Origin of the sequence: Rhodococcus sp. Leaf247 (assembly GCF_001426185.1) — a bacterium.
In the GTDB taxonomy this organism is placed as follows: domain Bacteria; phylum Actinomycetota; class Actinomycetes; order Mycobacteriales; family Mycobacteriaceae; genus Rhodococcoides.
Map to the genome: position 1 here is coordinate 173,723 of NZ_LMRP01000001.1, position 13,127 is coordinate 186,849.

At 67.5% G+C, this 13,127-nt stretch carries 10 protein-coding genes; 1 reads left to right on the forward strand and 9 read right to left on the reverse strand.

Translation table 11 applies throughout. The features are described from left to right. Nucleotides 1-32 precede the first annotated feature (32 nt). Nucleotides 33-587, forward strand: a complete 555-nt coding sequence (locus tag ASG64_RS00785; protein ID WP_156388222.1) for an Rv3235 family protein — start codon at nt 33-35, stop codon at nt 585-587. 2 nt (nt 588-589) lie between these two features. Here the strand turns inward: ASG64_RS00785 and secA are convergent, their stop codons facing one another. The 9 genes from secA to ASG64_RS00830 form a co-directional block, all read right to left on the reverse strand. Next, nucleotides 590-3,490: a preprotein translocase subunit SecA gene (gene secA / locus ASG64_RS00790; protein WP_042573233.1), complete on the reverse strand. Its 2,901-nt coding sequence runs from the start codon at nt 3,488-3,490 to the stop codon at nt 590-592. Nucleotides 3,491-3,714: 224 nt separating this feature from the next. Continuing rightward, nucleotides 3,715-4,512, reverse strand: coding sequence for a ribosome hibernation-promoting factor, HPF/YfiA family (gene hpf / locus ASG64_RS00795; RefSeq protein WP_082517939.1), 798 nt, complete (start codon nt 4,510-4,512; stop codon nt 3,715-3,717). Between the two features lie 237 nt (nt 4,513-4,749). Continuing rightward, the gene (locus ASG64_RS00800) at nt 4,750-5,448 is read right to left on the reverse strand and encodes a ComF family protein (RefSeq protein WP_056069160.1); all 699 of its coding nucleotides are present in this window, start codon (nt 5,446-5,448) and stop codon (nt 4,750-4,752) included. A 19-nt stretch (nt 5,449-5,467) separates the two neighbouring features. Further along, nucleotides 5,468-7,243 (reverse strand): MtrAB system accessory lipoprotein LpqB, encoded by a 1,776-nt coding sequence (gene lpqB, locus ASG64_RS00805; RefSeq protein ID WP_056069164.1) that lies wholly within the window; start codon nt 7,241-7,243, stop codon nt 5,468-5,470. Continuing rightward, nucleotides 7,240-8,925: an MtrAB system histidine kinase MtrB gene (mtrB, locus tag ASG64_RS00810; protein WP_056069166.1), complete on the reverse strand. Its 1,686-nt coding sequence runs from the start codon at nt 8,923-8,925 to the stop codon at nt 7,240-7,242. Before mtrB ends, lpqB begins: the two co-directional genes overlap by 4 nt. 29 nt (nt 8,926-8,954) lie before the next feature. Then, the gene (gene mtrA, locus ASG64_RS00815) at nt 8,955-9,632 is read right to left on the reverse strand and encodes an MtrAB system response regulator MtrA (protein WP_042573229.1); all 678 of its coding nucleotides are present in this window, start codon (nt 9,630-9,632) and stop codon (nt 8,955-8,957) included. Between the two features lie 5 nt (nt 9,633-9,637). Beyond that, nucleotides 9,638-10,321 carry a dTMP kinase gene (locus tag ASG64_RS00820; RefSeq protein ID WP_056069169.1) on the reverse strand — a complete coding sequence of 228 codons (684 nt, stop codon included), beginning with the start codon at nt 10,319-10,321 and terminating at the stop codon, nt 9,638-9,640. A 37-nt stretch (nt 10,322-10,358) separates the two neighbouring features. Next, nucleotides 10,359-11,855, reverse strand: a complete 1,497-nt coding sequence (ahcY, locus tag ASG64_RS00825) for an adenosylhomocysteinase (protein WP_042573227.1) — start codon at nt 11,853-11,855, stop codon at nt 10,359-10,361. 84 nt (nt 11,856-11,939) lie between these two features. Continuing rightward, nucleotides 11,940-13,100: an alkane 1-monooxygenase gene (locus ASG64_RS00830; RefSeq protein ID WP_056069171.1), complete on the reverse strand. Its 1,161-nt coding sequence runs from the start codon at nt 13,098-13,100 to the stop codon at nt 11,940-11,942. Nucleotides 13,101-13,127: the final 27 nt, after the last annotated feature.

The following is a 13,127-nucleotide window of genomic DNA, read 5'->3' on the forward strand; positions in this document are numbered from 1 at the left end:
GCTCACTCCGCACGCTCCGGGAAGGATCACCCATGCCCTCCGATTCCGTCCACGTTCGGCGACTCCCCCGATCGGAACCACCCGCCGTCGGTGGGTACGAACACAGGTGCGCGGGGACGCGTGCCACCGCACCGACAGGCGGAGACGGAGCCGTTCGACGGTCCGGGTCCACCGTGTCGGCGCCGCGGACCGGCCCCCACTCGGGGCGCTCGAACGCGGCACGCACGACAGCACCCGGTGCGCCGCGCACGGGCGCCGCCGCACGCCACGTCGCGGACCGGACGTTGCGGCTGGCCCTCGAGGTGATCGACGGCCGGCGCCAGGCGGCATCGCTTCGCGCCGTCCTGGCTCCCTCGGTCGTCGGGCTGGTGAGAGCCCTGTCCACCGCGGCCGTACCCGGGCGATCACTGGGTGCCGCCGTGGTGCGGACAGTGCATGTACGACCGGTGGGCGACGACACCGACGACGTCGAGATGTTCGGCACCTACACCCGCGGCAACCGAGTGTTCGCCGTCGCGGGACGGCTCACTGCTCGGCGGTCCGCGGCGACACCCGCCTGGACGCTGACAGCCTTACGGCTGTCCTGACATCACTTGCGGCGCTTGGGCTTCGCTGCCCGCTTGACCGGCTTGGCGCTGGTCCGTGCCGCCTCGCGACGCTCGCGGCGCGTGGCGGATCCGGCATCGTTCGACCGATCGGACCCGGAGGCCGACCCTGCTCGGCGAACCGAGGTGCCGCCGCTCTCGTCGGGACCGGAGAACGTCAGCCTGCCGGTCTCGTCGTCGTCGAGTCCCTTCGCGCGCAGCGCTGCGGGTGCTGCCTTCCGCAGTTCGGGCGCCGGGGTCTCTCGGGGAGCCGCGGGCGCGGCCGTCTGCGCCGCAGGAGCAGCGGCCGGACGAGAAGCACCTGCGGAGACCGGTGACTGCAGCCCTGCACCGACCTGGAGACCGGCAGCGGCGGCGGGACTCGGCGCAGCGGCTTCGACCTGGAGGTTGAACAGGAACCCGACGGATTCCTCCTTCAGGCCCTCGAGCATCCCGGTGAACATGTCGTAGCCCTCACGCTGGTACTCCACCAGCGGGTCACGCTGCGCCATGGCACGCAGGCCGATGCCCTCCTTGAGGTAGTCCATCTCGTAGAGGTGCTCACGCCACTTCCGGTCGAGGACGGACAGCAGCACCCGACGCTCGAGTTCACGCATGCCGCCCTCACCGGCGATCTTCTCGATCTCCGTCTCACGCCGGGCGTACGACGCGCGAGCATCCTCGAGGACGGCCTCGCGCAGATCGTCGCGAGAGAGGTCGCCCTTCTCGCCGTACTCGTTCTCCGTCGTGAGATCGGTGTGCTCGATACCGACCGGGTAGAGAGTCTTCAAGGCGGTCCACAGTTGGTCCAGATCCCAGTCCTCGACGTAGCCCTCGGACGTGGCGCCGTCGACGTACGCGGTGACCACGTCGGTGATCATCTGCTCGACCTGGCCCTCCATGTCCTCACCGCGCAGGATCCGACGACGCTCCTCGTAGATGACGGTGCGCTGCTGGTTCATCACCTCGTCGTACTTGAGGACGTTCTTGCGGATCTCGAAGTTCTGCTGCTCGACCTGGGTCTGAGCGCTCTTGATGGCCTTCGAGACCATCTTCGCCTCGATCGGCACGTCGTCCGGAAGGTTGAGACGGGTCATGATCGATTCGAGGGCAGCGCCGTTGAATCGGCGCATCAACTCGTCACCGAGCGAGAGGTAGAACCGGCTCTCACCGGGGTCGCCCTGGCGTCCCGAGCGGCCGCGCAGCTGATTGTCGATGCGGCGGGAGTCGTGGCGCTCGGTTCCGAGCACGTAGAGACCGCCGGCGTCGCGGACCTTGTCGGCGTCTTCCTTGACCTGCGACTTGACCTGCTCGAGCGTCGGCTCCCACGCGGCCTCGTACTGCTCGGCCGTCTCGACCGGATCCAGACCCTGCCCACGGAGAGCGAGGTCGGCGATGATGTCCGGGTTACCGCCGAGCACGACGTCGGTACCACGGCCTGCCATGTTGGTCGCCACCGTGACGGCACCGGAGCGGCCGGCCTCGGCGATGATCGTCGCTTCCTGCTCGTGGAACTTGGCGTTCAACACGTTGTGGGCGACGCCGCGCTTGGTGAACTGCTTGGACAGGTACTCCGAGCGCTCGACGCTGGTGGTACCGATCAGAACCGGCTGGCCCTTCTCGTGCCGCTCCACGACGTCGTCGACGACGGCGCTGAACTTGGCTTCCTCGCTCTTGTAGATGAGGTCGCCGTTGTCCACACGCACCATCGGACGGTTGGTGGGGATGGGGATGACGCCGAGCGAGTAGGTCTGGTGCAGCTCCGCTGCCTCGGTCTCGGCGGTGCCGGTCATACCCGAGAGCTTGTCGTAGAGGCGGAAGTAGTTCTGCAGGGTGATCGTGGCGAGAGTCTGGTTCTCGGCCTTGATCTCCACCTTCTCCTTGGCCTCGATCGCCTGGTGCATGCCCTCGTTGTAGCGGCGTCCGACCAGGATGCGACCGGTGAACTCGTCGACGATGATGACGTCGCCGTCGCGGACGATGTAGTCCTTGTCGCGCTGGTAGAGCTCCTTGGCCTTGATGGCGTTGTTCAGGTAGCTCACCAGCGGCGAGTTGGCGGCCTCGTACAGGTTGTCGATGCCCAGCTGGTCCTCGACGAACTCGACGCCCGCCTCGTGCACACCCACGGTGCGCTTCTTGATGTCGACCTCGTAGTGGAGGTCCTTCTTCATCATCGGGGCGATGCGCGCGAATTCCGGGTACCACTTCGACGATGCGTCGGAGGGGCCGGAGATGATCAGCGGCGTCCTGGCCTCGTCGATGAGGATCGAGTCGACCTCGTCGACGACGGCGAAGTTGTGTCCACGCTGGACCAGGTCGTCCAACGAGTGCGTCATGTTGTCGCGCAGGTAGTCGAACCCGAACTCGTTGTTGGTGCCGTAGGTGATGTCGGCGGCGTAGGCGGCCCGGCGCTCGGCGGGCGACATCCCGGACAGGATGACGTCGACGCTCAGACCGAGGAAGCGGTGGACACGACCCATCCACTCGGAGTCACGCTTGGCCAGGTAGTCGTTGACCGTGACCACGTGCACGCCGTCGCCGGAGAGTGCATTGAGGTAGGCGGGAAGGACGCAGGTCAGGGTCTTGCCCTCACCGGTCTTCATCTCCGCCACGTTGCCGAAGTGGAGGGCGGCGCCGCCCATGACCTGGACGTCGAAGTGACGCTGCGACAGCACGCGCTTCGACGCCTCGCGGGCTACCGCGAATGCCTCGGGCAGCAACTCGTCGAGGGTCTCCCCGTCTGCGTGGCGCTTCTTGAATTCGTCGGTCTTGGCGCGGAGCTCGGCATCGGACAGGCTCTCCACGTCCGGCGACAGGGACGAGACGTGGTCGGCGATGTGCTTCAGCCGCTTGACCATGCGACCTTCACCGACACGGAGCAACTTGGACAACGACAACGTCGGCACGGGCTATTCGTCCTCAATATCGGGTACGTGGGGCAGTGGATCCGCATCGCCGGAACTCGGACGATGCGTCTCGACGCGGGGGGCCTCGCAGTCCCCAGCGCAACCATCGTAGGCGGCGCTCCTGACAATGTGCTGTGAGGTATGGGTACGAGTCCTCGCGCGCAACACATCGGGCGCCCGCACGAAGCGAGCGCCCGATGCGACGCGGACGAACCTGCGCGGCGTCAGGTCAGACGGAGCAGCCCGTAATCGAATGCATGGCGGCGGTAGACCACCGACGGCAGATCCGATTCCTTGTCGTGGAAGAGGAAGAAGTCGTGACCGACCAGTTCCATCTCGTAGAGCGCGTCGTCGACGGTCATCGGTACCGCCGAGTGCTCCTTGATGCGCACGACCGTGCCGGGACCCTCCACTGCGGGCTCGTCGGCGACGGGTGCGGAGTCGACGGGCGCCGTGTCGGCTTCCTCGATCAACGCTGCGGTGGCCTCGGCGACGGATACCGGACGCTTCTCGCCGTAGTGCACCTTGCGGCGGTCCTTGGTACGTCGGAGGCGACTCTCGAGCTTGGTCGTGGCGGACTCGAGCGCCGCGTAGAAGCTGTCCGCGCAGGCCTCGGCGCGGACGACGGGACCCTTACCGCGCGCGGTGATCTCGACTCGCTGGCAACTCTTGGACTGTCGACGGTTGCGTTCGTGGAACAGCTCGACGTCGAACAGGTGGATGGTGGGATCGAAGCGCTCGAGACGAGCCAGCTTCTGGGAGACGTAGAGGCGGAAGTGTTCGGGGATCTCGACGTTGCGGCCCTTGACGACGACTTCGGCCGTGGGCTCGTCGCCGGCGCTGCTGTCGGTCGTGTCGATCGTCGGCGCATCGTCGAAGTAGACGGAATCCGAAGAGGTGTCGGTGGTGTCGGTGCGGTCGGCGGCATTCTGGTCCGGGACGTTGCCGTGCGCTTCTCGTGGGTGGGCGTGCACCCGATGCGTGCTGGTGTGTGCAGTCGTCGCTGGTGACGTGGTCGTCATACGTACCTCCCGATAAGAGGCTGCGCCGAATTGTCTTCGCGCGCAGCGGAAGAACGGTGACACCGGAGCGTGGACCGCCCGGCGCCGAGTGGTGAGGCATCACCTCCCAACCCGCATCTCGTGCTCTCGGATCGCTGCATCGAACGTGGACCTGACCGTAGTCGCTCCCCCATTGCTCTGCCACCGTTCATACGATATTCACGGCACCTTTTCAGACTCGTCGTCCGCGGCGGTCGATCACCCGACGGCGGCGACGACGAGCACCGCGTCGACCCGGGCGCCGACCCGCCTCAGCGCGGCGACCGATTCCGCGGCGGTGGTACCGGTAGTCAGCACGTCGTCGACGAGAACGACCCCGGTTCGCGCCGGGTCGCCCGGCAGTGACCTCCACGCGCCGATGCGGCCACCCAGGTTCTCGGCGCGCTCCCGTGCGGACAGACCGACGGAATCCCGGACCCGCCCGTCGACACGCAGGATCGGTGCCACCGTCACCACCTCGGGAACCAACACCGCGGCAGCGGCACGGCAGAACCGTGTCACGGGGTCACCTCCGCGCAGACGCGCGGCACGGCGTCGTGACGGCGCCGGCACCAACGTCAGCGGGCTCAGTTCGTGCGGGTCGATCTCACCCTCCGAGCGGAGCCACCGCGTCGCCCCGGCGAGAGCAGTACCGAGCGGCTCCACCAGCGCCCGAGCGCCCTTCTCCTTGACCGCGACGACGGCGTGCCGACGGACACCGGAATACGGACCGAGAGCCCAGCACGGCACGCCCGGGTCGACGCGAGGGTGCACGCGCACGGGCGGATGCGCCGTCGCCGCACGACAGGCGGCGCACCACCAGGTGTCGGGACGGCCGCATCCCCCGCATTCGCGTGGCAGGACCAGATCGAGCAGCGACGTCAGCACGAGGCTCACAGTGCTCCGGGGGTACGACATCACCGCCGTGGCCGGATGCTCAGCCGGGCAGGACGGGCACCGACTTCGTCCCGGTCAGACCGGGAACCTCGCGCCAGTACCGATCGCTCGCGGGGTCGCTGTCGTCGATCTGGAACACCGCGCGGGAGTCGGCCACGAACGTGCTCGATGCCGACGCGTCGACCGCGACCACCGGTGCCGTGAGATTGCGGCTGGGGAGCCCGTCGAGGCGCGACCCGTCGACCGCGACCTGGACGATGGGGATGTCCGTCGCGGCGCGGGCCACCACGACGGTGTCACCGGTGCTCCAGTCGAGAGACAGTGCAGCACTGGCGAGTCCGCTGGCCACCGCCTCGGGTTCGCGCAGCGAGTAGCTGCCGTCCGCACGGCGGACGACCACCGCCACGTAGACCGCCCCGTCGACGATCATCGCGGCCCGGACACCGTCCCGCGAGAGTCGCAGCTCGGTGATCTGACCGCCGATCTCCGCGATCTCGGTGGAATCGACGTCCACCACCGACACCTGTCCCGTGGCCGGATCGCGTACCGCTCGCTTGACGACGGCTCCGTCCACGACCGCCCATACGGCGTCCTTGTCCGGACCCCAGGTGGGTCGCGTGATGGATCCGCCCTCGGCCACCGGGAACGCGTTTCCGCCGTAGGAGCCGATCAGCAGTGCATCGGGAGGTTGGGGAGCCGCGCGGCCCGTGTCGGATACCGCGGCGACCAGTGTCCCGTCGCTGGACAGAGCGATGGACCGCATGTTGTTGACGGTGCCGAAGTATCCGGGAACCGGTGTCACGCCGTCCGTTCCGATGCGGACCAGCCCCCCGTTGCGCAAGGCGTGCAGTCCCACGTCGGCTCCCGCCACCGCGAGCGGATCGAAGTCGGACACCTCCGCCGTGGTCCACCCGTCGGGGTAGGCGGGGTCGAGTGGCGCTCCGTCGACGAGAAGGACGTAGGGCCCGGACACTTCGGCTTCGGCGAGGGTCCAGATCATCTGTGCCGCCAGGAGTTCGCGGGTGGCGCGGTCCAGCGCACCTGCCCCGCGGAAGTCGATACGGACGCCGCCGAGGCCGATACCGACGGCACTGGTCCGGCCGTCGGCCTTGGTGATGGCGCCCGCAGTGGTGACGCCGTTCAGCACGTTGCGCACGGCCGGTTCGAGCGAGAGTCGCGGTCCCGCCTGCAGCAGTGCGGTCAGAGTCTCCGTCATGCGGTCCTGCGTGGTGTTGACCCACCGCTGGTCCGGCACCAGCGACGTTCCCGTGGGATCGACGAAGTACAGGGACTTGCGCTGGTAGGAGTTGAGGAACTGGGTGCGGTCCATGACCACGCCCGACGGCAGGTCGTCGATCCTCCACTCGCCGTCGACACGGGCCAGCGTCACCTGCGTCTCGAAGGATCCCTGTTCCGCGCGGTACTGACCGCCCTGATCCAGCTGACCCACCCGGTTGGCGCGGATCGTGTACTGGGCCGCGTCGCTCGACCGGGAATCCTCCAGCACGTCGACCTTGTCGACGACGATCGCGCTCGCACCGTCGTTCCACTCCGACGCAGCATCGGTGGTGAGGAACTGTCGCGCTCCTGCATGATCGTCCGCCGGATCGGTGCTGGCCTTGACGAAGTCCCGGACCAACAGATTGGGTTCGCGACCGGTCGCGGGAACCGGCAACTCGTCGGCGACGGGACCCCGTGCCACGGTGCCGATGGCCTGAGGCGCCGACGACGCCGGGAGCGAGGCGCAACCCGACACCAGGAGTGCCATCACGGCCGCCAGGACGAGGGCCGCGGCGGGTGCACGAGACGCCCTCATGTCGTCCGCTCCCCGGCGGAGGCTCCCACGCCCGTGGGCCGCGCGGCGGGAATGGGCTGCCCCTGGGCGTAGCGCTTGGTCGTGGGTCGCAGCGGAAGTGGGCTGGACACCACCTTGCGTCCGCGGACCCGAGGAATGGTGAAGCGGAAGTACGCTCCTCGGCCGGGTTCTCCCCACGCTTCGAGCTTGCCGTCGTGCAATCGGGCGTCCTCGAGGCTGATCGCCAGTCCCAGGCCGGTGCCGCCGGACCGCCGCACGCGCGAGGGGTCGGACCGCCAGAAACGGTTGAAGACCAGCTTCTCCTCGCCCGGCCGTAATCCGACGCCCTGGTCGCGGACGACGAACGCCACCGCGTCGTCGTCGGCCCGCAGCCGCAGTAGCACCGGCTTGCCCTCGCCGTGGTCCAGCGCGTTGGCCAGCAGGTTACGGAGGACGCGCTCGACGCGGCGTGGGTCGACCTCGGCCATGACGGCGGTGTCCGGCATGTCGATGATGACTTCCGTGCCGGTGTCCTTGGCCAGGTGGCGGACGGTCGACACCGCGGCACGCGCACACATGCGCACGTCCAACAGTTCCGACGCGAGTTCCGCGACGCCGGCGTCGTGACGGGAGATCTCGAGCAGGTCGTTGAGGAGCGTCTCGAATCGGTCGAGCTCGGCCACGAGGAGTTCGGACGACCGTTTGAGCAACGGGTCCAGACTCTCGCTCGCATCGTGGATCAGCTCGGCCGCCATCCGGACCGTCGTCAACGGAGTGCGGAGTTCGTGCGAGACGTCGGAGGTGAACTGTCGCTGCAGGTTTCCGAACTCCTCGAGCTGCGTGATCTGTTTGGACAGGCTCTCGGCCATCTCGTTGAAGGACATGGCGAGGCGAGCGATGTCGTCCTCGCCGCGCACGGGCATCCGTTCCTTCAGCCGCCCGTCCGCGAACCGGACGGCGATGCGGGACGCCGATCTGATGGGCACCACCACCTGGCGTGCCACCAGCATCGAGATCGCGGCGAGCAACACCATCAACGCGGCGCCGCCGAGCAGCAGTGTGCCGCGGACCAACGCGAGACTGCGGTCCTCGCCGGCGAGCGGGAACACCAGATACAGCTCCAGGGTGGACAGGTCCGATGCGGTCGGGCTGCCCACGATCAGCGCGGGTCCGGAGTAGCCGTCCGGCTCGGACACCGTCGCGTACTGGTAGCTCACCTGCCCTGCCTGCACGAAGGAGCGCAGGGTCAGCGGGATCTGATCCGCGGGTCCGGTCGACGACTCCCCGCGGGCCCCGTCACCGGGCACGATCAGAACGGGATCGAACGTGCCGGCGGAACTGCTGTCCGCGCCGCTCTCCGTGTCGCGGCTGGTCAGGCCGGATCGCGCCAGTTCGAGCCGGTTCGACAGCGACGTGGAGTCGTCACCCGCGAGCTGACTCTCCACGGACCCACGCGCACGGTCGAGTTCCTTGGTGGCGGCTTCGATCTTGGTGTCCAGCAGTCGGTCGGTGATCTGACTCGTCAGGACGACACCGAGGACCGTGATGACGATCAGAGACAGCGTCAGCGTCGAGACGACGACGCGCAGCTGGAGCGAGCGACGCCATGCGTGCCCGGCAGCCGCCCACACGGACCGGGACCATCTCACCAGGGGCGAGAAGGTTCCGTTGATGCGGCGGCGGGAGCGAGAGGTGAAGATCACCGACGCTCACGCCCCCGAACGTGCGGTGATCACGGCGGGCCGGCCTTGTAGCCGACGCCGCGGACCGTCAGGACTACCTCGGGATTCTCGGGGTCGGTCTCCACCTTGGCGCGCAGGCGCTGGACGTGGACGTTGACCAGCCGGGTATCGGCGGCATGGCGGTAACCCCACACCTGTTCGAGCAGCACCTCGCGGGTGAACACCTGACGGGGCTTGCGCGCGAGGGCGACCAGCAGGTCGAACTCGAGAGGGGTCAGCGAGATGAGGACACCGTCGCGCGTCACCTTGTGCGCCGGCACGTCGATCACGACGTCGCCGATCGACAGCAGCTCGGCCGGTTCTTCCTCGGTCCGTCGGAGCCGGGCTCGCACCCGTGCCACCAGCTCCTTCGGCTTGAAGGGCTTCATGATGTAGTCGTCCGCACCCGATTCGAGCCCGAGCACCACGTCGACCGTGTCGGTCTTCGCCGTCAGCATCACGATGGGAACGCCGGAGTCCGCGCGCAGAACCCGGCACACGTCGATGCCGTTCATGCCGGGAAGCATGAGGTCGAGCAGGACGAGATCGGGGCGGTTCTCGCGGACTGCGGCGAGTGCTTGCGTGCCGTCACCCACCACGAACGGCTCGAATCCCTCGCCCCGAAGGACGATGGTGAGCATCTCGGCCAGAGCCGTGTCGTCGTCGACAACCAGAATTCGTGGCTTCATGGCGACTATCGTGACATCCCGTCGTACTCAGCAGTCTGATTGAGAAGGTCGGCGGCGAGTCTCGGGGTGTCGAGCGTGTCGCCGTCGGCCTGCGCGCCGTTCACGACGAACCACGGTGACACCCACGACGCGGCCGCCAGTCCGGCGTACACGGCCGCGGTCCTCGACTGCAGACCGCTGTCGCGCTCGTACACGTCTCGCGCGCGGGACGGGTCCTGCTGCTCCCTCCCCTTCGCGCGTTCCTCCGCCACGTCGACAGGTACGTCGAGAAGTATCTGGGCGGTCGGCGTCGGCAGGAGTAACCGATCGAACTCCAGCGCCCGAACCCATTCGACTATGTCGCCGTCGGCGTCCTGGTGCATACGAGCTGCCGAGTAGGCGGCGTTCGAGGCGACGTAGCGATCGAGCAGGACAACGTCGTGCCGGTGCAGCATCCGACGGAGGTCGGATGCTGCACCGGCACGGTCCAACGCGAAGAGGACAGCCATCGAGTTCACCCCGGCGGCGAGGTCACCGTGCTCGCCGGCCAGGGCTTCCGCAGCCAGATCGGCGTGAACGGACTCGCCGTACCGCGGGAACGCGACACGGACGGCGTCGACCCCGGCGGCCTCCCAGGTACGCGTCAGCGCCGACGACAGCGTGAATTTGCCTGCGCCGTCGACACCTTCGATCGCGATGAGTACACCCATCGACCCGGTTACCGCCTGTCCTGCTCGGTGAGACGACTCAGTAGCGGTAGTGCTCGGGCTTGTACGGCCCTTCCACGTCCACACCGATGTACTCGGCCTGCTCCTTCGACAGCTTGGTCAGCTGTCCACCGAGCGCCTCGACGTGGATCTTGGCGACCTTCTCGTCGAGGTGCTTGGGAAGGCGGTAGACCTCGTTGTCGTACTCGTCCGGCTTGGTCCACAGCTCGATCTGAGCGATGACCTGGTTGGAGAAGCTGTTGCTCATGACGAAGGACGGGTGGCCGGTGGCGTTGCCCAGGTTCAGCAGACGACCCTCCGACAGCACGACGATCGACTTGCCACTGGAGAAGATCCACTGATCGACCTGCGGCTTGATGTTGATGCGCGTGGACCCGGACCGCTCGAGGCCGGCCATGTCGATCTCGTTGTCGAAGTGGCCGATGTTGCCGAGAATGGCCTTGTCCTTCATCGACCGCATGTGCTCGAGCGTGATGATGTCCTTGTTGCCCGTCGCGGTGATGACGATGTCGGCGTTGCCGATCGCCTCGTCGACCGTGACGACGTCGTAGCCGTCCATCAGCGCCTGGAGCGCGTTGATCGGATCGACCTCGGTGACCTGGACGCGGGCGCCCTGTCCGGCCAGCGACTCGGCGCTGCCCTTGCCCACGTCGCCGTAACCGCAGATGAGAACCTTCTTGCCACCGATCAGGACGTCGGTGCCGCGGTTGATGCCGTCGATCAGCGAGTGGCGGGTGCCGTAGGTGTTGTCGAACTTGCTCTTGGTGACCGAGTCGTTGACGTTGATCGCGGGGAACGTGAGCTCTCCGGCGGCAGCGAACTGGTACAGGCGCAGCACGCCCGTGGTGGTCTCCTCGGTGACACCCTTGACGGAGTCGGCGATGCTCGTCCACTTGGTGGCGTCCTGCGCGAGCGACTCACGCAGCAGGCCGAGAAACACCTTGTACTCGTCGGAGTCATGGTCCTCGTCGACGGGAGGCACGACGCCGGCCTTCTCGAACTGCGCACCGCGCAACACGAGCATCGTGGCGTCTCCACCGTCGTCGAGAATCATGTTGGCGTGGCGGGGGGTGCCGTCCTCGGCCACCGGCCAGGTCAGCATCTTCTCTGCAGCCCACCAGTACTCGGCCAGCGACTCGCCCTTCCAGGCGAAGACCGGGATTCCCTGCGGATCCTCGGGCGTGCCGTGCGGACCGACGACGATCGCGGCGGCTGCGTGATCCTGGGTCGAGAAGATGTTGCACGACGCCCAGCGGACCTCCGCTCCGAGCGAGACGAGCGTCTCAATGAGCACGGCGGTCTGGACCGTCATGTGCAAGGAACCCGACACGCGGGCGCCCTTGAGCGGTTGGACGTCGGCGTACTCACGACGCAGGGACATCAGGCCGGGCATCTCGTGCTCGGCGAGCCCGATCTCCTTGCGCCCGTACTCGGCCAGCGAAAGATCTGCGACCTTGAACTCGATGCCGCCGCGGATATCTGCCTGCGGCGCCTCGGTGGTTGTGGATGTCGTCATTATGTAATGCCACTCCTGTCGGCTGGTGATCACCGTCCAGGCTATCGGCTCACCGTCCCCGGTGCGTGTGTCGGGGGTTGGCGATCAGGCCGCGTCGGCCCTGGAGGGGACGGATGCCAGCAGTCTCTCCAGACCCGCTCGGTCGTGCGGACGGAGGTTCGCACGGGTGATGTCACCGTCGTAGTGCGCGAGGACGCGGGGATCCATGACCCGCCGCCACAGCGGAGGCACCATCGCCAGCACGACCATCGTCGCGTAGCCGGCCGGGAGCTGAGGCGACTCGTCGAACGTCCGGAGCGTCTGGAAACGGCGTCCGGGATTGGCGTGATGGTCGCTGTGTCGTTGCAGGTGGTAGAGGAAGATGTTGGTGACGATACGGTCGCTGTTCCAGCTGTGCCGGGGAGCGCATCGCTCGTAGCGGCCACGTGCCGTCCGCTCCCGGAGCAGCCCGTAGTGCTCGACGTAGTTGACCGACTCGAGAGTCAGGATGCCGACGAGTCCCTGCAGCAGCAGGAACGGCACCACCGTCGGACCGAACACGGCGACCAGTGCGGCCACGAGGACGACCGACAGGGCCCAGGCGTTCAGGACGTTGTTGCGAATCGACCACGCCCCGACGCCTTTGCGCGCGAGACGCGAGCGTTCGAGTTCCCAGGCGGACGTCACCGCACCGCTGATGCTGCGAGGGAAGAAGCGGTACAGCGACTCGCCGAGGCGCGCGCTGGCCGGATCCTCCGGGGTGGCGACGCGGGCGTGATGGCCGCGGTTGTGCTCGACGTAGAAGTGTCCGTAGAAACTCTGAGCGAGCGCGATCTTGGCCAGGCGACGCTCCCCCGTCTCCACCCGATGCCCCAGTTCGTGGGCTGCGTTGATGCCGATGCCGGCCACCAGGCCGACGCTCACGGCGTACCCGATCTTGTCCAGAGCGGACAACGACCCGAAGGCGACGAGATAGCAGGCGACGACCAGCCCCGCGTACTGCACCGGGAGGAACATGAACGTGCACCACCGGTAGAAACGGTCGCCCTGCATGTCGTGGACGTCCGCCTCCGGCGGGTTCGCACCGTCCTCACCACCGATGATGTCCATCACCGGGATGGCGACGAAGAACAGCATCGCCCCGCTCCACCAGAACGCGGAGATACCGGTATGCAGCACCAGTTGGGACGGAAGCAGTGCGGAAGCAGGGGCGAGCATTCCCAGTAGCCAGAGCAACTTCTTGGGATCGTGCCACCGCCGCGACATGCTTCACACTCCTCGACACCCGGATTC

Bases quoted from the DNA above. Each gene is read 5' to 3' on its own strand.
- ASG64_RS00785 (WP_156388222.1), top strand. From the start codon at position 33: ATGCCCTCCGATTCCGTCCACGTTCGGCGACTCCCCCGATCGGAACCA.
- hpf (WP_082517939.1), bottom strand. From the start codon at position 4,512: ATGACGACCACGTCACCAGCGACGACTGCACACACCAGCACGCATCGG.
- ASG64_RS00800 (WP_056069160.1), bottom strand. From the start codon at position 5,448: ATGTCGTACCCCCGGAGCACTGTGAGCCTCGTGCTGACGTCGCTGCTC.
- lpqB (WP_056069164.1), bottom strand. From the start codon at position 7,243: ATGAGGGCGTCTCGTGCACCCGCCGCGGCCCTCGTCCTGGCGGCCGTG.
- mtrA (WP_042573229.1), bottom strand. From the start codon at position 9,632: ATGAAGCCACGAATTCTGGTTGTCGACGACGACACGGCTCTGGCCGAG.
- ASG64_RS00820 (WP_056069169.1), bottom strand. From the start codon at position 10,321: ATGGGTGTACTCATCGCGATCGAAGGTGTCGACGGCGCAGGCAAATTC.
- ahcY (WP_042573227.1), bottom strand. From the start codon at position 11,855: ATGACGACATCCACAACCACCGAGGCGCCGCAGGCAGATATCCGCGGC.
- ASG64_RS00830 (WP_056069171.1), bottom strand. From the start codon at position 13,100: ATGTCGCGGCGGTGGCACGATCCCAAGAAGTTGCTCTGGCTACTGGGA.